General features: G+C 41.7%; 17 protein-coding genes and 1 pseudogene. 6 read left to right on the plus strand and 12 right to left on the minus strand.

From position 1 onward, the window contains the following. Positions 1-7 precede the first annotated feature (7 nt). Entirely contained in the window at positions 8-970 is a 963-nt protein-coding gene (locus MKY73_RS14325; RefSeq protein WP_339308292.1) for an ABC transporter permease subunit, read from the minus strand. Positions 971-1,259: 289 nt separating this feature from the next. On the opposite strand from MKY73_RS14325, the gene MKY73_RS14330 reads away from it, so the two are divergent. Further along, entirely contained in the window at positions 1,260-2,123 is an 864-nt protein-coding gene (locus tag MKY73_RS14330; RefSeq protein ID WP_339308294.1) for a cupredoxin domain-containing protein, read from the plus strand. A 243-nt stretch (positions 2,124-2,366) separates the two neighbouring features. Here the strand turns inward: MKY73_RS14330 and MKY73_RS14335 are convergent, their stop codons facing one another. Further along, positions 2,367-3,038, minus strand: coding sequence for a TetR/AcrR family transcriptional regulator (locus MKY73_RS14335; protein ID WP_339308296.1), 672 nt, complete (start codon positions 3,036-3,038; stop codon positions 2,367-2,369). A gap of 128 nt (positions 3,039-3,166) precedes the next feature. Here MKY73_RS14335 and MKY73_RS14340 point away from each other — a divergent pair, with 128 nt between their 5' ends. Next, positions 3,167-4,732 carry an FAD-dependent monooxygenase gene (locus MKY73_RS14340; protein ID WP_339308298.1) on the plus strand — a complete coding sequence of 522 codons (1,566 nt, stop codon included), beginning with the start codon at positions 3,167-3,169 and terminating at the stop codon, positions 4,730-4,732. Between the two features lie 173 nt (positions 4,733-4,905). Here MKY73_RS14340 and MKY73_RS14345 read toward each other — a convergent pair whose 3' ends face one another. Further along, complete coding sequence (locus MKY73_RS14345; RefSeq protein ID WP_339308300.1) at positions 4,906-5,823, minus strand: 2-dehydropantoate 2-reductase N-terminal domain-containing protein; 918 nt, start codon at positions 5,821-5,823, stop codon at positions 4,906-4,908. Positions 5,824-5,970: 147 nt separating this feature from the next. Between MKY73_RS14345 and MKY73_RS14350 the strand changes: the two genes are divergently transcribed. Continuing rightward, entirely contained in the window at positions 5,971-6,372 is a 402-nt protein-coding gene (locus MKY73_RS14350; protein ID WP_339308302.1) for a TetR/AcrR family transcriptional regulator, read from the plus strand. A gap of 321 nt (positions 6,373-6,693) precedes the next feature. Here MKY73_RS14350 and MKY73_RS14355 read toward each other — a convergent pair whose 3' ends face one another. The 6 genes from MKY73_RS14355 to MKY73_RS14380 all read right to left on the minus strand — a co-directional run bounded on the left by MKY73_RS14355 (position 6,694) and on the right by MKY73_RS14380 (position 12,657). Next, on the minus strand, positions 6,694-8,625 hold the full coding sequence (locus MKY73_RS14355) for a fructose-1,6-bisphosphatase (RefSeq protein ID WP_339255349.1): 1,932 nt from the start codon (positions 8,623-8,625) through the stop codon (positions 6,694-6,696). Between the two features lie 87 nt (positions 8,626-8,712). Then, on the minus strand, positions 8,713-9,117 hold the full coding sequence (locus MKY73_RS14360; protein ID WP_339233681.1) for a VOC family protein: 405 nt from the start codon (positions 9,115-9,117) through the stop codon (positions 8,713-8,715). Between the two features lie 154 nt (positions 9,118-9,271). After that, on the minus strand, positions 9,272-10,900 hold the full coding sequence (locus MKY73_RS14365; protein ID WP_339308304.1) for a hypothetical protein: 1,629 nt from the start codon (positions 10,898-10,900) through the stop codon (positions 9,272-9,274). Beyond that, the gene (locus MKY73_RS14370) at positions 10,884-11,666 is read right to left on the minus strand and encodes an ABC transporter ATP-binding protein (RefSeq protein ID WP_339308306.1); all 783 of its coding nucleotides are present in this window, start codon (positions 11,664-11,666) and stop codon (positions 10,884-10,886) included. Before MKY73_RS14370 ends, MKY73_RS14365 begins: the two co-directional genes overlap by 17 nt. Beyond that, positions 11,626-11,784: a hypothetical protein gene (locus tag MKY73_RS14375; protein WP_339255343.1), complete on the minus strand. Its 159-nt coding sequence runs from the start codon at positions 11,782-11,784 to the stop codon at positions 11,626-11,628. The genes MKY73_RS14370 and MKY73_RS14375 overlap by 41 nt, the downstream gene beginning before the upstream one ends. A 243-nt stretch (positions 11,785-12,027) precedes the next feature. Beyond that, positions 12,028-12,657 (minus strand): histidine phosphatase family protein, encoded by a 630-nt coding sequence (locus MKY73_RS14380; protein ID WP_339308308.1) that lies wholly within the window; start codon positions 12,655-12,657, stop codon positions 12,028-12,030. A gap of 187 nt (positions 12,658-12,844) precedes the next feature. Here MKY73_RS14380 and MKY73_RS14385 point away from each other — a divergent pair, with 187 nt between their 5' ends. Continuing rightward, the gene (locus MKY73_RS14385; protein WP_339233677.1) at positions 12,845-14,401 is read left to right on the plus strand and encodes a BCCT family transporter; all 1,557 of its coding nucleotides are present in this window, start codon (positions 12,845-12,847) and stop codon (positions 14,399-14,401) included. Positions 14,402-14,571: 170 nt separating this feature from the next. Here the strand turns inward: MKY73_RS14385 and MKY73_RS14390 are convergent, their stop codons facing one another. The 3 genes and pseudogenes from MKY73_RS14390 to MKY73_RS14400 form a co-directional block, all read right to left on the minus strand. Beyond that, the gene (locus MKY73_RS14390) at positions 14,572-14,733 is read right to left on the minus strand and encodes a hypothetical protein (protein WP_339233675.1); all 162 of its coding nucleotides are present in this window, start codon (positions 14,731-14,733) and stop codon (positions 14,572-14,574) included. Between the two features lie 289 nt (positions 14,734-15,022). Next, a pseudogene (locus tag MKY73_RS14395) lies at positions 15,023-15,487 on the minus strand (pentapeptide repeat-containing protein); the annotation flags it as partial. A gap of 211 nt (positions 15,488-15,698) precedes the next feature. Next, a complete protein-coding gene (locus MKY73_RS14400; RefSeq protein ID WP_339308310.1) occupies positions 15,699-16,580 on the minus strand; it encodes a LysR family transcriptional regulator in 882 nt (293 codons plus the stop codon). Between the two features lie 167 nt (positions 16,581-16,747). Between MKY73_RS14400 and MKY73_RS14405 the strand changes: the two genes are divergently transcribed. Together MKY73_RS14405 and MKY73_RS14410 are read left to right on the plus strand one after the other, a co-directional pair. Then, positions 16,748-17,542: an SDR family oxidoreductase gene (locus MKY73_RS14405; RefSeq protein ID WP_339308312.1), complete on the plus strand. Its 795-nt coding sequence runs from the start codon at positions 16,748-16,750 to the stop codon at positions 17,540-17,542. Between the two features lie 26 nt (positions 17,543-17,568). Then, a complete protein-coding gene (locus MKY73_RS14410) occupies positions 17,569-17,910 on the plus strand; it encodes a nuclear transport factor 2 family protein (protein WP_339308314.1) in 342 nt (113 codons plus the stop codon). Positions 17,911-17,919: the final 9 nt, after the last annotated feature.

Here is a 17,919-nt window from a genome sequence, read left to right on the forward strand (position 1 = left end):
GGTTAGATTAGAAAAGTGCGGACTCTGGACTGAACTTCTTAGCCAAGCTATTTACGATAACAACGAGTATGAAGCCAATCAATGATTGGAAAAAACCAACAGCAGCAGCCATACTCATATCACCCAAGTCCATCAGAGCACGGTATACATAGGTATCTATGACGTCTGTCGTCGGGTATAAAGCTACGTTTCGACCGACCAGTGCATAGATCATTCCGAAATCACCATAAAATATGCCCCCCATCGCTAATAGCAACATTAAGATGATCGTTGGTTTCAGCAAAGGTAATGTGATAAATCGAATTTTGTGCCAGCGGCTTGCTCCATCTATGGAAGCGGATTCATATACATCCGGATTAATTCCCGTAATGGTAGCCAAATATACAATGGAACCGAAACCGGCTCCCTGCCAGATTTTCATAATGACCAGGATCCAAGGCCAGTGCCCCGGTTCATTATAGAAAGAAATGGGCTCTGCCCCGAATAAACCAAGCATCTGGTTAATCATGCCTGTGTCCGTAGAGAGCATCGAAACCGAGAACATGGCAATGACTGTCCATGATAAGAAATTCGGCAGTGTAACCAACGTCTGTGTAACTCGTTTGAACACCTTTCCCGTTAGTTCAGAAAACATAATGGCAATTGCGACTGATCCCAATGTTCCACAGAGAATAAACAACGTATTCAAAAACAGTGTGTTGGCAATCACCTTTAATGTATCTGTGGATTCAAGGAAAAAACTGAAATTTTTCAAACCTACAAATTCACTTCCGGTGATCCCTTTAATCGGATTAAAATCCTGGAAGGCAATAACGATTCCGCCCATCGGCAGATAGGAAAAAATAAAAATGACAGCCATTCCGGGCAAAGCCAGCAAGTACAACAAGTAGTTTTTTTTCATCTCAGCCAGAAAACCTGTCTTTTTTTCTCGTTCGAACTTACTGGTTCGAAGAGCAACGTGACTTTTCATTGATGACAACCTCCTATCGAGTTCTCTTTCTCTATTTTTGCGTTCCTCCGTAAGCAAATTAAATATAGCATTGGGTTAAACTTTGATAAATGCAGATTTTCATGAGCAATATGTATGTTTTTTTGGATCAAAAGTAATCCAGATTCTATCTACCTCAGAACATGTTCTTTTAACGCTATAATTATGAATAATTACTGAATATTTTGGAATCAGACTATCAACAAAATGCTTTTTACACTACAATGTGTAGTGTCATTTATATAAAATTTTATATATCGGAGGTTTCCTCATGTGGCTTTCCATTATCAGTATCATCATGACTGTTCTCTTATCCGGTTACCTTCTATTGAAAACACATCAAAAGAAAGAGAGCCTTGCAGGTATGTCAGGCATGATGATTGCTATGAGTACAGGCATGATGTCCAGTCTTGCACTGGGGTTTCAACTGGGGATCGTGTTTAACCGGGATTTGCAGGTCTCCTCGATCATCGCGATATTGTTTGGCCTGGGAGCCGGTTATTTCACCGGAAAACCAATCAGTGTCCTTGCTTCGCTGGAAGGCATGCTGGCTGGCATTATGGGTGGAATGATGGGTGCCATGCTAGGGTCTATGGTTGGTTTTTCTTATCTGATGACCTTGTTTGTGGATGTTTTATTTATTTTCGTTTTCTGTGTTGTTGTCCAGTTATTCAAAGCAAATCAGATCAAAAACGATCAACCAGCCTCATCCGGTAGTAGTGGTATCAGTGCTGTCTTTATTGCAGGTATTGTGACAGTTGCTTTAGGAACCGTTTCTGTCGGGCTATTGTTGTTTGATCAGTTTCAAGATCATCGAGTTTCTGCCGCTTCCTCAGAACATATTGAACAACATACTGTACAGAAAAAAGGCGATGTTCACATGATTTCAGTGGATGTTGCTTCAGACGGATTCAGTCAACCTAATATTGTAGTCAAAGCTGGCGTCCCTACTCAACTGAATTTTGTCAAACATACGGGCTATACTTGCATACGAAGTGTGCAATCTGCAGAGGACAGGTTTGATATCTACCTTGAAAAGGGCGATAACGTAGTTACGCTTAAAGATCTGAAACCGGGAACATATCATTTTAATTGCGGCATGTATATGTATTACGGAACAATTACGGTCGTATAATTCGATATTCTATCGTCCGATCGAGATAGAAGATGAACGGGAATTGAAAGAAACGCGGGCTACTAGACATCAGTAACCCGCGTTTCTTTCAAATTATCATGGGTTCACGCCGAATGTTTCTAATCAAGAATTGTTCGCCTGAGACGTATACTGGAAGCCCTAATCTGAATGAAGCACGGCTTCCTAAACGTTTCTTTTTTGTCCATTTTTTTACCGTATCTATCTAAAGGGATAATATCGACTTTATAATTTTTTCTCGATAAGATTGTGATTATCGATTTGAGTGGTACGTGGTGCATAAGCGCTAAGAAAAACACGCACGCCCTCTGCAATGATACGTCTGGTTTGTTCCGCATCCATACTCCCTGTTCTTCTAGGTTGATTGAATACCAATAGAATTGTTAATGCAGCGAAGTGTTTGGTAGCCATTTTAGGATCTGGCACATCAATTAATCCCTTTTGAGCAAACTCTGTAAATTTCCTCATAATGCCCTCTTCTGTTGCCTTGTCCAGCTTTTCAAGAAACGAGTCCGGCAGGTTGGCTTCTTCCACCATGACCAACCGGATCAATGCCTTGTAGTCGGCCGAACCGTTCGCGGAAGCTACAATCTGTTCGCAGAATAAGATGAGTGCCTGCTGCAGATCCTCGAATTCCAAGAGATGGTCTGCAATCCCTTGCTCAATCATCTCCAGAACGGCCAAACTGGATTCATCCACAACAGCAAGCAGCAGGTTCTGCTTGTCGCCATAATAATCATACACTGTCCGTTTGGAGACCCCAGCTTTGGCTGCGACCGCATCGACGCTGGACCGATCAAATCCATCTGAAAGAAACAGGTCTCGTGCTGCCACTATAATTTTGGCTCGTTTGTCAGCAGAGCCTTTGCGGATTTTCTTATTTTCCGTCATGTCCATTTTTATTTTGCCTCCCACAGGTTTACGTCTGAAATGAATTAGAGTTAAAGCTTTGTTTACAAACTACACTGCACGGTGTAGTATAGCAAATGTAACACATTAAATCAATGAACAAGGAGGTTTCAACCATGAATATCAAGCGGTCTGTTGTTGATGTTCTCATTGTCGGGGCTGGTCCTACTGGACTTACACTTGCCTGCGATCTAGCCCGTCGAAACGTTGCCCATCGGATTATTGAACGAAGCTCCGTATATAACGTTGCTTCTCGCGCGAAAGCAATCCAGCCTCGTTCTCTTGAAGTCGTCGATGATTTGGACGCGGTTCACTACATCACTGACACTGGTGTTGCAGATTTGCCTGTTCGTTATTATACCGCAGATGGCCGAAGTGTGGAAAAGCCGACAATTACTGTGGCAGCCAGCGCCGAACTGGAAACGCCCTATCGTGATCCGGTCTGGATTGCTCAATTTGATGTGGAAAAAGCACTGCGTGATCGGTATGCAGAGCTTGGCGGTCAAGTTGAATTAGGCATGGAAGCTGTGGGTCTGGTTCAGGATGTGGATGGTGTAACGGTAACCGTGAATTCACCACAGGGAGAAGAACACATTCGCGCTCGTTATGTCGTCGGCGCTGACGGGGGAAAAAGCAATATCCGCAAGTTTATTCATTTGCCGCTGGTTGGGAAAACACATGATCATGAGCGCTGGTATCTAGGCGATGTACGCTTGGAAGGGTTGGATCGTGACCATATCCATATCTGGACATCTCCAGAGGGCATGGTCGGAGTGACACCTCTACCAAAATCCGATATTTGGCAGCTGCAGGCTACAATTCCGGAAGACATTGAAGAGCCAGAGCAGCCGTCGCTGGAATCATATCAAGCCATGTTTGACCGCAGGGCCGGGGCAGAACATGTTCAGTTCACGGATGCTTCCTGGCTCTCCATCTACCGGGTCAACATTCGGATGGTTGAACGTTACCGCAATGACCGGATATTCCTTGCCGGCGATGCTGCTCATGTTCATTCGCCTGCCGGCGGTCAAGGCATGAATACGGGAATGCAGGATGCGTACAACCTCGGCTGGAAGTTGGCTGCTGTGCTACGTGGAGCGGACACCGCTTTACTCGACACGTACGATGAGGAACGTCGCCCTGTAGCTCAAGCGGTGCTGGAAGACAGCACGAAGAAGATGGGCGTGGTCATAGGAACGGCGACTGAAGGCGGTGGATTGTCCCAAACTTTGAGCAATATATCCGACGATCTGACGACCGGGCTTCTCATATCCTATCGGTCAAGTTCTCTAAGCCGACCGTCTGCTCTTACACATGCTACCTGTTTATATCCTGGCGATCGTGCTCCTAATGCTACTGGCCTGCAAGGCACCGGGTTTACAGGAAGCATCTTCGACCTGTTGCGTGGCCCACACTGGACGCTCTTGGTTTTTGCAAATGGCATCCATCCTTCACTGAATATCTTCACTAACGACGAACTGCATGTGCATTATATCTTGCCATCCAACGTCTTGGGAGCGGAAGGCATAACAGACACAGCAGGCAATGCCTATCGAATTTACGATGTAGCAAGTGAAGAACTCATATTGATTCGTCCCGACGGTTACATCGCATTGCGTACATCCATGGATGAACCCACAGTGATTTCGAATTACTTGGATTCCATCTATCGCGCAAACTGATTTTCACAATCGGAATATGGGTCTTGTCTTCTCTTTGGGACAAGAACATATTCCGATCAAAAAATGCTGTTAAACGTTTTCAACATGATGTAGCGGCTCAAGAAATATGACGGACCGAGGGTAACTGAGAGATACAAATGATCGCTTCATTTCACATTTTTTGGGTTATCCATCTAGTTCGTTCTCGATGTAATATCATTTTGACTTAAAAATCTCCTCAAATCATTGTTCAATTGTAAAATCTCATTGTTCGCATTATTTGCATAATCCGGCAACATCATATCCCTAACCATTTTAGTTCGCAGCCATGTCATAAAAAATAGATCCAACAATAAGTTCGGAAATTTAAGCACCATTTTAAAAATGGGCGGATCGAGTGAAACGCCAGCTTGTTGTATTGCCCTTAGATACGTTTTCAAAGTGACTGTTATTCGGTGTGCCGTCGTTCTGGTGCTGGCTGTTTTGAGATCAATGATCTTATGTTCAGAATGCAAAAAGCTCAACATGGCAATGTCTGATACGGAATGTGTGATGAGATACGATTGCATATCCTTTTTAATAACGTAGGGAAGCTTGGCTGTCTTAAATAATTTTGCAAGGTTCTCTATACGCTCTGTCACCACACCATTAATTTCTCCAAATACAGTTGCAGCTATAAACCTTGGTAAAAATCGAGCATGTAATACTTCATCTTTAATCTGTCCTCCGAAGCCTGGAAAAGCTGGTAAAAGTCTATCTCCTACGATATCCAGCCACGAGGAAAATCCAATGGAGTTACTAGTCATCGTAATTATATTTTTGCTTTGATTATCTTTTAGCGCGAACAACGCTGATTCGGATCGATCATAACGAACGGTAACGAAAATAAAATCATATACATCGTCATGTTCGAGTGTATCAATGACATTCACTTCAATCGATCTAACGGCCCCTTTTTCTACATATTGCAGGCCATTTTTTCTCAATGATTTATATCTATTCGAATGTGCAAACACGGTGACATCAAATCCTGCTTCAATAAACTTAATTGCGTACATGCTCCCGATAACACCTGCACCAAAAATTAAAATTCTTTCTTGTGTGGTTGACATGATCCACCCCCTAGGTAATAATATTTCCTTTTGATTATCAGACAGCATGTTGTATGATGCGATTATAAATCTTCATTATGCCTTGATCAACCAGCAGTTTTTTAATATTTGTCGGATAATACTCGTATTCCATAACAGGAGGAAAACATGAAAAAGCAACCTCAAATAACGGAGAAAACAAGACAAAAGTTTATAGAAGTTTTCTGTGGGCTATATAGTCAAAAGCCGATCGAAAAAATTTCGGTTCAGGAAATTGCAAATAACTCAGGATATAACCGCAGCACCTTTTATCAATACTTTACGGACATTTACGCATTGTTAGACGCTGTTGAAAATGATCTGTTGAATGACATAAAAAAAGAATTGGCAAATAAAGAGCTATCAATGCATACGGTCCAAGAATCGCTCCATTGTATGGACAAAAGAGAACATCTCCTGGTTCTGAATGCTCTTTTGGGTGATTACGGGAGTTTTCACTTTTTAAAGCGCTTAAAAAATGAAGTCGCTATGGATCAATTCGTATCAAACATTCCGCAAAACATGCTTTAACGCCATACTTAATTGAGTTTTACCTGACAACTTCCCTTGCTTTATTTCGTCTTTGGCTCCAGCGTGAAAAGGATTTATCATCAGAAGAATTTCTCAATTTAGTGCAGAACCTATACTCAAGAGGAATAACCCATCTTGATCAATAATAAGGGATAATTGATTCCTGTGGCGGTGGCATCTCATAGGCTCCTGCCTTCTGTCACATCGCTCCCTTTAAAAAAAGAAAAACTCGTACAGGCCGGGTATATACTTCCCTGCCTGTACGAGCGTCTGTGTTTAATTACACTTCAACATTTAATCCGGATGTTTTTAGCAAACGTTTTAATTCATATAGTGATATTCCAGAAGGTCCTTCAAATTTGAGATTTTCTGCAGTAGCTTCTCTCCAACATTGGTTTCCTTCACCAGTTTTCGTTCCAGTTCCTTATCCACCAGTCTTTTTACAGACAATACGTCCGTTCCGTTGCATAACACATCTTCTTTTGAATTAAATTTCTGATGGGCGACGAGCTGCATGCCAAAGGAATTAAACAGCAACGTATATCCGGCAATGCCCGTTGTGGATTGATAGGCTTTGGAAAAACCGCCGTCAATCACGATCATTTTACCGTTTGCTTTAACAGGGCTCTCTCCACGAATTTCTTTGACTGGCGTGTGGCCGTTAATGACATGTCCATGATCCGGATTCAAATCAAACTCCTGCAGGATTTTCCGGCACACCTCTTCATTCTCACGTAAATGGTAGTAGGGATTCTTGTTCTCCTTATGTGCTTCTTTATCCTGGATAAAATACCGTTCAAACGTAGTCATTTCTCTCTTTCCAAAGAGCGAGGAACACTCCCCTGTCCAGATGTACCATACCATATCCGTCGCCAGATCTTCTGTCTCCTCCGGATGCGCGAAGGCGTAGCGTAGATAATCTTCAAAAACATCAAGCAATTGACGACCCGCATATGTCTTGTCTTCAATCTGCATTTCTTCCATATTTCCTTCTTCATCCAAAGGAATACAGCCGTGGATTAACAAATTCCCGTTGTATTTTAAATAAAGACTACCCTTCTTCATCAGAAAGTTCATATGTCTGGCCAGCTTTTCGGAATGTTGAACGGAGAACAGGAGCTTTTCCATTACCTGACGTTCTTCTTCCAACAATTGCTCAGGCTGCTGCGGATTTACGGTGCTAAAACAGGTGTTTTCCAATGTGTACGTTTTTCCGCAGATATTAATTTCATTGTTGTCGTAATCAATCTTCTCCAGCAAAAGTCTTTCAGACATATTGAAGTAGGGGCGTCTCTTAATAATCGGGATTTCGAGTTTAAACTGGATCATGGCAATGGCCTGGTGAATTTTGGTGATCTGCAGAATTTCCTGCTCCGATACGTTATGACCAGCTTGAAGTTTAGGTCTAAAGGGCAGATTGTCTTCGTAATATTTCTCCGCCAGATTTAGCAGTGGGCGTAGATTAATTCCGTACACATCTTCAATGATGTCCAGATTATCGTACCTGGCACAGATCCGGATAATATTCGCAAGGCAGACCAGAGAACCCGCATAAGCACCGATCCAGAGGACATCATGGTTCCCCCACTGAATGTCTACAGAATGGTAGTTGATTAGCGTGTCCATAATTTTATCAGGGTCCGGTCCCCGGTCGTAGATATCTCCTACCACATGAAGATGGTCAACTACCAGGCGTTGGGTCGTATAAGCAAGGCCGATGATGAGCTTGTCCGCCTGTCCCAAGGATATAATTTGTCGATATATTTCCTCGTAATAAGGGTCCTTATTGTTGGTCGAGTCCGTCTTATATAGAAGCTCTTCTACAATATATACATACTGCTCCGGCAGAGCTTTACGCAATTTCGAGCGCGTATACTTGGAAGAGGCATAAGAGATAAGCTTAAGCATGTGTTCAATCGTTCGTCTGTACCACTGGTTCAGAGCCTGTTTATTGCTCAGTTCACCTATGACCAGCTGTATTTTTTCTTCAGGATAATAAACCAAAGCGGCAAAATCATTGATTTCTTGATCTGTCCAAGATTCCCGGAATAATTCTTTGATTTTCTCTCTGACGGTACCCGAACCGTTTCTTAGTACATGTTGAAATGCCTGGAACTCCCCATGCAAATCACTGACAAAATGCTCGGTTCCCTTCGGGAGATTGGAGATCGCTTCAAGGTTGATGATCTCGGTTACGATCTTTTCTTCCGTATCATATTTTTCGGCCAATAAATCTAGAAACTGCTCATCCAAAACAGATGTCCCCCTCCAAAGAAGTAATGTCTTCCCCAATCATACTCCAATTCGTCGTAGATGAACAAATTTCATTGAAACCGTACGTTAATGTCTATCTTTAAACCGTTTAATCGCATCCTCGGTCACGGGCTCAAAAAGGTTAAGTAGGTTACCATCGGGATCGCGGAACAGCATGGAACGGTTTCCCCACGGCATCATGGTCGGTTCTTTTACCCAATGATCGACAAATGACTTTAAGCGCTCATATTCGGCTTCCACATCATCGACTCGAAACTCAATAATGACAGTACGGTTATGAGCGCTCAGTACAGCATCCGTACCGAATAACTGTGCCGTCTGGGTATGTCCTATTGCAAGGGTACATGATGGCACAACGAGTTCGGCAAATACCGGTGCAGGTCGTTCTGCCGTAACCTCCAAGACTTTTTCGTAGAACTCAACGAGACGATCCACATCGTCAGTAATGATGCGTACAGAAGAAAAATTCACAATATATCATCCTTTCTAAATCTAACTGTGTCCTATTTTTTTGTAAAACAGACATGTTACTTATCCATATCTTTTACTTTTACATATCCAATGATAAAAAAACGCTACTGACAACGTTATGTCAGTAGCGTTTTAAAATGATTGGGGCTTTCTTTCACTTCACTCTAAAGTTATTTTGAGCATATTTGGATACGACAGGTACCGCACTGAACAGATAGCCTACAGTCAATACAATTAAGACAACAGTGAGCACCCACAGAGTTGGACCTAAAAACATCGTTATAACAAAGCCTAATGAAATAAGACTGTTCACTAATGTAAAAAGAGGACTATTGGTGTCCAACTCCGTTGTATAGGGTTGGAATACATAATATACCAATAGATGATGTACTGAGAAAAATATGGACAGTGTCATCGTCATAAGCCAGATGGCAAGCAATGTACTTATATCCTTTCCTTCAGACAAAACAAGTATAGAGACACTTAGTACGGCTGCTAGACACGCACCTAATTTTAGATTTAAGAATAATAAACTTCTAAATCTTAGACGAAAATGTTGCTTCGCATGCTTGCGATAAAAGGAGTAGCGCATAAGCTGCATATCACAATGGTAAAATAGCCCCTTACAAACCTCTCGACCTATTGTCAGGCTTAGCATAGCCATAATGAGTATAGGCGTAAATCGTTCCACCGCGTTTAGAGAGACATGATCTCTGAAAATGAGTGCCAAGAAAGATAGTAATAATCCGATGATCATAATAGCTGTTAAACGTCTTCGAAAAGGCAATTGGACGAGATGATCATGCCGAGTAACCAGGAGGTTGTGAATTTGCTCGTATCCCCTTTTATCCAATGAAGTTTGCACGCGATCATGCAGGTTAGCCGAGGAATCGCTGCTATGCTCATGATCTTTTGACTGAACCATTTTCTGTTGAAGATTAGCCATCATGATTTCCGTATTTAACAAAGGATCAGCTTGGTTCGTAACTGCGCGTAATGCTGCTGTGTAATCGGTATGTTTGAGTAAGACATAACCAGCCACAGTCCCCGATAACAATATGAGTGTCACAAGCCACCGTTGATTCAATATCACCGCTCCCCCAAGAGGAATGCTCAGTGACGTCAATGGAAGGTACGCAGCAGTTAGTGTGAGTATCATGACCACGCCCATAATCCATGTTTTCTGTATAAGAATAGTCCCTTTCCATCGAAAAACGGCCAAATGTATAACTTCGCTCATTACGCGCCAAATCGTCATAACTCCAACGATCAGAAGTGCATGAGATATTGAAAAATCAAAGAACCATGTAACCAAAGAAAAGGCAATCCCTTGATACAGAAAGAATGTAGTATATCGGTAAAACAGCCCAGCTCGCATAAATTTGGTAGGCACAATTCGCATAAGTCGAACAGCAGTATACTTCATCTTGTTTGATTCCAAAACTTTTGCACTCGTCATCCCGGCCATGACTCCACTAATGCAAAAATACATGTGAAGAAGAAGTGCAAACCGCTCTGTCGTGTTATATCCCTCTGTCCATAAGAATATGGGCAATGCAAGCATGCCCCCGATATAGAATAAACTTTCTAACAGACCAGCGACAAACATCAAAATCACTGCGATCGCGCCAATGATACGTTTCGTCCGAAAAGCAGCATAGGTTTGTTCACTAATTAGACGGCCTACAACGGGTATCCTCTGCATGAAATATATGAGGCGGTTTACGAGAGTAATAATCTGCAGCTGCCGCATGCGAGAAATCGTACTAAACATTTCCTGCATCGGCATTCTCCTTCTCAACTCTATTTTCCATCTGTTTCCGTTCTTTTTCTGTAGGAGCAATCTCGCTTTCATTTCGCAATAATGTAATGACCTTCTCTTCAAAATCGGGCTGGGTGAGGATATCGGGCGAAATCTGCGTCAAACTGCCATCATTTAGAATAATTAATTCATCACATAGATCGGTTGCCAATTGTAATATATGAGTTGAGAAAATGAGTACATGATCCTTTTTCATATTATGCAGCAATTGTTTCATCTCGCTCGCAACGATGACATCAAAGGAAGTGAGAGGTTCGTCCAGCAAGATTACTGTTGGTTTAGTGAGTAAAAATAACATCATTTGCACTTTGTTTTTCATTCCATGTGAGTAGTGCTTAATGAGTTTATGCCGGTCTTCCTGTGTCATATGCATCATATCAAAGAGAGTGTCAATATCGTCTCCTCGACCTTCAATCACTTCAAAATTAACATCAATGAAAAAACGTACAAACTCATATCCCGTTAGAAATTCCGGTAACAATGGCATGGAATATACATATCCAACATCATCTATCTCGATGTTACGTGATGTGGATTCGTCTACGACTTTTATAGTGCCACCATCTGCCTGTATCTCGCCACCTAAACAATTAAATAATGTTGTTTTTCCAGCACCATTTCGTCCCAAAAGGCCATATATCTTTCCTTTTTCAAATTGAAAACTGAGATCGTTTAATACGTGTTGATCACCAAAACTCTTCCTTACATTCTGAAGTACCAATTTCATTTATTTTCTCCTCACATTCACCATAATTAGTTAGTCGTTTACCTGAATCTTCATTCATAGATACAACAAAGTTACTGTTCTCGTTTGCAAACATATTTAAAAGTTGTGTCGTTTTCATATAATCAGTCCTCTCATTATTTTGAGAATCGTCTTTCTTGATCGATATAGCCAATATTGGTAAAATAGACAATCCCTCATAAATGTATTCTATTTTGAACGTAGAATCCCTCTCTTTGAACCACTTTATATAAAGTATATGATTTTATTAATTTCTAGATTCTTATTTTTCCGTCAGGAGACGATAAAAAAGCCGCCAAAATAGCGACTTGAATGAGCATATGTTCTTCTTGTCCCTGGACATCTAAGACATTCCAGCTTGCTGTAAAACATCTTCTAATTTCAATTTTCCAACAACTTGATACCCTTTATGGTCTCCCAGTGGTTTAATAATGACTGTCTCCATACTCGAGAGTTCTCCTAATCCCAGACCGCTAGGAAAAGAGTGAGCTACAATAAGCCTGTTCGAATTCGTTGGAGAGGTTTGCTCCACTTCATTTGTAAATGCTTGAATTGTACTGTTTATATTTTCTGTGTCCAGATTTTGACTGAGTTTATATATGTTTAACCAAAATGTATTTTCTTTTACATTTTGTGCACCAAAAGCAATCTGAGCAGTTTGGAGAGTTCGACAAAGGGGACTTGCTTCCACGGGGAAATGGACGGGGATATTTAGTTTCCGAATAGCATGACCATACTTTTCTGCCTGTTCCTTTCCAAGCGCACTTAAATTCCTCTGTGTGGAGCAATCTGTCAGACTAAAATCTGGTTGATCTACTCCAACTGTTGCATCTCCATGTCGGACATAAAGGATGTAACCCCCTTTTTGTAGATCACTAATGAGAGAAGATGTGGATATTTCTGATGCTTCGGCAGTATGATATGCTCCAAAGAACAGAAACAGACTAATGGCTAGAACGGTTAAACGGTACATGGATTCCCCCCCTTTTTTCTCCCTACTCTCCCCCTTCTTATCATTTTTTATTCAACATTTCCTCACCTGTTTCAATACACGTCGAATTGTTTTATGTTATCAACATCTGGCTTTTAGAATGATAACTAGCCAGACTAGCACATACTAAGGAAAATTTGGATGAAGATTACATAATGGAGGTCTCATCATGGTATTTACCATCACAATTATCATCGTTGCACTGTTTGCAATATGGGGGGGCGTCGCTCCTGATCAGCTGGCGGATGCAGCAAACGTTGCCTACAACTTCTCTATTCAGAATTTTGGCTGGTTTTATTTGTTAGCGACACTGTTCTTCCTGATCTTTGCTTTTTATCTGGCATTCAGCCGATTTGGCGGGATCAGGCTGGGGGATGACGATGATGAACCGGAATATTCTACGATATCCTGGCTGTCCATGCTGTTTAGCGCTGGTATGGGAATCGGACTGGTTTTCTGGGGAGTTGCCGAGCCCCTGTCCCACTATTTATCTGCACCGGAAGGAGCAGAAGCCGGAACTGCGCAGGCAGCAAGACTTTCCATGCGTTATTCCTTCTTTCACTGGGGGCTTCATCCTTGGGCGATTTATACCGTTATCGGTTTGGCGCTCGCTTACTTCCAGTTCCGGAAAGGTTATAAAGGGTTGATCAGTTCTACCTTTATTCCTCTGATCGGTGAGCGTCTTGCGGCTGGCTGGCTTGGCAAGATCATTGATATTCTGGCTGTTATTGCCACCATCTTTGGTGTTGCAACCTCTCTTGGATTGGGTGCACTTCAGATTGGTGGGGGACTGAATTACTTATTCGGTATTCCTAACTCGACGTTGTCCCAGATTGTCATTATCTCAATTGTAACCGTACTGTTTCTAATCTCGGCAACCTCCGGTCTGGATAAAGGGATTAAGATTCTAAGCAACACCAACCTCGTTATAGCTGTGCTATTGATGGTGTTTGTATTAGCAACTGGACCGACCTCTTTCATATTTGACACATTCACGACAACCTTGGGCAGTTATATGCAGAATATTATTAACATGAGTTTGAGATTGACGCCGTTCTCAAGAGAAACCTGGATTGGAGCATGGACGTTATTTTACTGGGCTTGGTGGATCGCATGGGCTCCTTTTGTCGGCACTTTTATCGCAAGAGTATCCAGAGGCAGAACCATAAAGGAATTTGTAATTTACGTCATGGTTATTCCAAGCCTTTTCGGATTTATATGGTTCTCAGTCTTCGGCGGAACCGGACTTCACATGGAATTGTTCAATGCCGCTCATCTGGCGGAAGCCGTCAAGGAAGATGCGACAACCGCCCTGTTCCTTATGTTGGAGCAGTTGCCTTTGGGCTCGATCGTAGCATTCATCGCTACACTCCTCATCATGACCTTCTTTATTACGTCGGCTGATTCGGCTACCTTTGTGTTAGGCATGCTGTCTTCAGATGGCAAGTTAAACCCAAGTACAAGAGTGAAATTAACTTGGGGAATCATGCAGTCCGCTATTGCGGTAGTGTTGCTGATTAGTGGGGGATTGAACGGCCTCCAGACGGCCTCCATCGTGTCTGCACTGCCGTTCGCTGTAGTCCTTATCGGGATGTGTTTCTCCCTGCTCAAGGCACTGCAGGCTGAGGACAAAGAGCGACGTCAGAAGGAAAAACGGCAGCGCCAGAAGCTGAAACGACTGCTGGAGGAACAAGAAAACTTGCAGCCTGAAGTTCCGGGCACGTAATGTATCTTGTTGATCTCGTTAGAAAGTGTCCCTGTCTTTTGTTCCTCAAGAATGTAGTACAAGCGTCTCCTTCTATTACACGCAAGTACATAAAAAAACCAAAGTTCCGATCGGAACTTTGGTTTTTTTATGTAACATTTGAAGTTTTTTGATTCCTGTTGACTTTCGCATCAGGTGCTTTGGATAGCTTTAATCACTTCAACCTTTTTATCTCCTGCTGACTTCGCTACCTCTAATGTTGTTTTACCTTGGAAAACGACGATTCCGCCAGTAGCCAGCATAGAAACGATTAAAGCTGCGCTAACGGCTGTGCAAAGTTTCTTCTTGATCATAACAATACCTCCGATTTTTTTATATGGATTCACGTCACTCAACACAATGTGCCGTGCCGATCCCGTAATCAATTTCTACTTATACATGGTCTCAACCAATTACATTATTTCACTTTTATATTGGGTATTCCCATCGATTATTTTATTATAGCTTACTGACAATGATTGTAAAAGATTTAGTTGGAGATACAACATAAACTTGTACAAAAAAATAAGCCGTTGAAATAGCGATTTAATGAAAATATGTTCGTGTCCTTTGACATTTTTCCGCGGCCGAGTTGTTTACGCATTATTCCAGACTGCTGAAAAAACGTCCAACAAATACATCACCATATATTTTCTTCATATGCGCCGTGTTAAAAATATATTGTTCCATATGCTCAAGCTTGCGCAGATTGCGGACGAGTACTTTCCGATCATCGTCAGATAGGTTGGGGTCATCGTCTATCTTCTTCATAGCCTTTTTCACACGTGAGGATACCTGTTCAACATACACATGGTTTTTTGATTTTGGCGGAATACATTGGGTTAGGTCACAGCCTACAAAACGAACTCCGTCAAGGATGCAGTTTTCAAAATTGGCGATTAACTTTTGTGTGCCATCCCCTTCAAACGTAATATCCACCAGCTTGCCGGTAAAGGAACAATTGACGATATTCGCCGCTTGTAGAATCCGGTCATTAAATCGGCATTTAAAAAAAGTACAGTCGATAAACGTTGCATTCTCCAATGTCATGCCTCTCAGATCGCAGGAGGAAAATTCGCATCATCCCTATCACCCTATCATTTCTTTGAAATAATCTTCCGTGCTAGAAAAAAAATCCCTTGCGGACCCGTTTGGATAACTTCTAGTTAATTGACCATGATCTTGTACCCATAATATAAAAAAGTTGCTTAAAAAGCGACTTTAATCGATAGATGTTCTTGCATATTGCCATGACTTCTTCAATCGTAAATTTTGGCGGTCATTCTTTTGGATGTAAAGTTTCAACAAATGCAATAAACCTATTGGCTGCTGGAGAAATATGATGATCTTCTCTCCACTTCAACCCGATTTCCCAGTACCATCCTTCATCAAGGATAGGGATCCAGACCAATTCATCTAACATTAACCCCAATGTCTTTGGCAATACTGATACACCCAGACCTGATTTGATAAAACCGGCTACAGTGATCAGGTCCTCCGCTTCATAAGCCGAAGCAAGAACAAAACCGGTATGTTGGAAACGGGACATAATCGTTTCTTTTAATCCGCAGTTGTTTTTCAATCCAATAAACGGCTCGCCAGATAGCTCTGCCAAACTAAGAGCATTACAATTTGCATAACGGTGTTGGGAGGGAACAACGATATATAAAGGAACATTTTGAACCGTTTTCCAGTGATGATTGTCCAAAGTAGATTCCCTCGATGTAATCATAACATCCGAAAATCCTTGTTCTAGATGTTCATCGATATCCCCTAAGTTTCCTTGTGTCAATTCGAACCGAACTTTAGGGTACTTCAATTGATAACTCCGGATTAGGTTAGGAATCAATTCAACACCGAGAATGTTTAGATAAGACAACGTAATTACACCCGTATCAGGATTGGACCACTCTTCGATTTCCCTGAGCCCATTATCAATATTTTGTAGGGCTCTACCAATCCATTTAGAGAACATGGTACCGTTTCGGTTCAGCTTTATATTGCGTCCATTACGCTCAAATAATGGAGCTCCTATTTCATTTTCAAGCTTGGCAATTGCATGACTTAACGCTGGCTGAGTAATACCGAGTTTTTTGGAGGCTAATGTCATATGTTCAAGCCGTGCAACGGTCATAAAGTATTCTAATTGTGTAAGTTCCATTAGGACAACCTCCTATATTAATATTATTCATCATTTTCATTATTATAATAAATTGGACGTTATGAAAGTGGCAAGTGTAGTATTAGTTCTAGCTCCTCTCTCATAACACAATGTTAAGAGACAAAGCAATTTTTAATCATTGAATATCATTACTAGGAGGAATAATTATGCATAAAGAATTTGAGTACTCTCTATCTGAATTTAAAGGCAAAAAGGTGTTGGTAACTGGAGGAACAAAGGGAATGGGACAAGCTGTTGTAAAAAGACTTGCAAACGCCGGAGCCACAGTCCTTACTACTGCCCGTTCAGTATCCACTGACTTGCCCAATTCAGTGAAATTTGTTCAAGCAGATGTCGCCACACCTGAAGGTACAGATCAAATAATTACAGCAGTAAAAGAACAACTTGGAGGCATCGATATTATTGTCCATTGCGTAGGTGGATCAACCACACCACCTGGAGGCGCACTTGTATTGAATGATGAAGATTGGCTTCATGCATTAAATTGGAATTTACTCGCAGCAGTTCGACTTGATCGTGGCTTAATTCCACTTATGTTAGAAAATAATTCAGGTGTTATTCTTCATTTCACTTCTATCCAAAGACGTTTGCCTTTATATGAAACTACACTGGCTTATGCATCTGCAAAAGCCGCGCTGGCTAATTATAGCAAGGGACTATCAAATGAATTTTCCCCTCAAGGAATTCGCATAAATACATTGTCTCCAGGGTTTATCCAGACAGAAGCGGCTGACGCATTAATTGATCGAATCGCAGCGGAAACTGGAAGTCGAGAAAGTGCTCTCGAACAACTCATGACTTCACTCGGAGGTATTCCCATTGGACGGCCAGGGTTTCCTGAAGAAGTCGCTGAGCTGGCCGCATTTCTGGTATCAGACCGAGCAGCATCTATTACAGGTAGTGAATATGTCATTGATGGGGGAACTATCCCTACCGTCTAAAGCGATTTAATAAGAGGAGGAACAATATGGATCTCAATCATTTACCGTTTGTAATTAGCAAATACATTCATGCATCTAATAAACCAGACCCAGCAGTATTTGTAGATTGTTTTTCAGAAAATGCCGTTGTATTAGATGAAGGAAAAAAGCGAGATGGTAAACAGGCGATTCGGGAATGGAGTGATCAAAACCATTTCGCGGCGAATGTAACCTTAAAGCCAACAAAAGCAAAAAAAATAGGTGATGAAATTGTGCTAACATGCAAGCTCGATGGTACCTACGACAAGACTGGTCTGCCCGATCCACTATTATTGAATTATCATTTTGTACTTGTTGACGATAAAATCGTCAGATTATCTATTATCTAAAGATAAACA

It is taken from the genome of Paenibacillus sp. FSL R5-0519 (assembly GCF_037974275.1).
Classification (GTDB): Bacteria; Bacillota; Bacilli; order Paenibacillales; family Paenibacillaceae; genus Paenibacillus.

Bases quoted from the DNA above. Each gene is read 5' to 3' on its own strand.
- MKY73_RS14325 (WP_339308292.1), bottom strand. From the start codon at position 970: ATGAAAAGTCACGTTGCTCTTCGAACCAGTAAGTTCGAACGAGAAAAA.
- MKY73_RS14330 (WP_339308294.1), top strand. From the start codon at position 1,260: ATGTGGCTTTCCATTATCAGTATCATCATGACTGTTCTCTTATCCGGT.
- MKY73_RS14335 (WP_339308296.1), bottom strand. From the start codon at position 3,038: ATGGACATGACGGAAAATAAGAAAATCCGCAAAGGCTCTGCTGACAAA.
- MKY73_RS14340 (WP_339308298.1), top strand. From the start codon at position 3,167: ATGAATATCAAGCGGTCTGTTGTTGATGTTCTCATTGTCGGGGCTGGT.
- MKY73_RS14345 (WP_339308300.1), bottom strand. From the start codon at position 5,823: ATGTCAACCACACAAGAAAGAATTTTAATTTTTGGTGCAGGTGTTATC.
- MKY73_RS14350 (WP_339308302.1), top strand. From the start codon at position 5,971: ATGAAAAAGCAACCTCAAATAACGGAGAAAACAAGACAAAAGTTTATA.
- MKY73_RS14365 (WP_339308304.1), bottom strand. From the start codon at position 10,900: ATGCAGGAAATGTTTAGTACGATTTCTCGCATGCGGCAGCTGCAGATT.
- MKY73_RS14370 (WP_339308306.1), bottom strand. From the start codon at position 11,666: ATGAAATTGGTACTTCAGAATGTAAGGAAGAGTTTTGGTGATCAACAC.
- MKY73_RS14375 (WP_339255343.1), bottom strand. From the start codon at position 11,784: ATGAAAACGACACAACTTTTAAATATGTTTGCAAACGAGAACAGTAAC.
- MKY73_RS14380 (WP_339308308.1), bottom strand. From the start codon at position 12,657: ATGTACCGTTTAACCGTTCTAGCCATTAGTCTGTTTCTGTTCTTTGGA.
- MKY73_RS14385 (WP_339233677.1), top strand. From the start codon at position 12,845: ATGGTATTTACCATCACAATTATCATCGTTGCACTGTTTGCAATATGG.
- MKY73_RS14390 (WP_339233675.1), bottom strand. From the start codon at position 14,733: ATGATCAAGAAGAAACTTTGCACAGCCGTTAGCGCAGCTTTAATCGTT.
- MKY73_RS14400 (WP_339308310.1), bottom strand. From the start codon at position 16,580: ATGGAACTTACACAATTAGAATACTTTATGACCGTTGCACGGCTTGAA.
- MKY73_RS14405 (WP_339308312.1), top strand. From the start codon at position 16,748: ATGCATAAAGAATTTGAGTACTCTCTATCTGAATTTAAAGGCAAAAAG.
- MKY73_RS14410 (WP_339308314.1), top strand. From the start codon at position 17,569: ATGGATCTCAATCATTTACCGTTTGTAATTAGCAAATACATTCATGCA.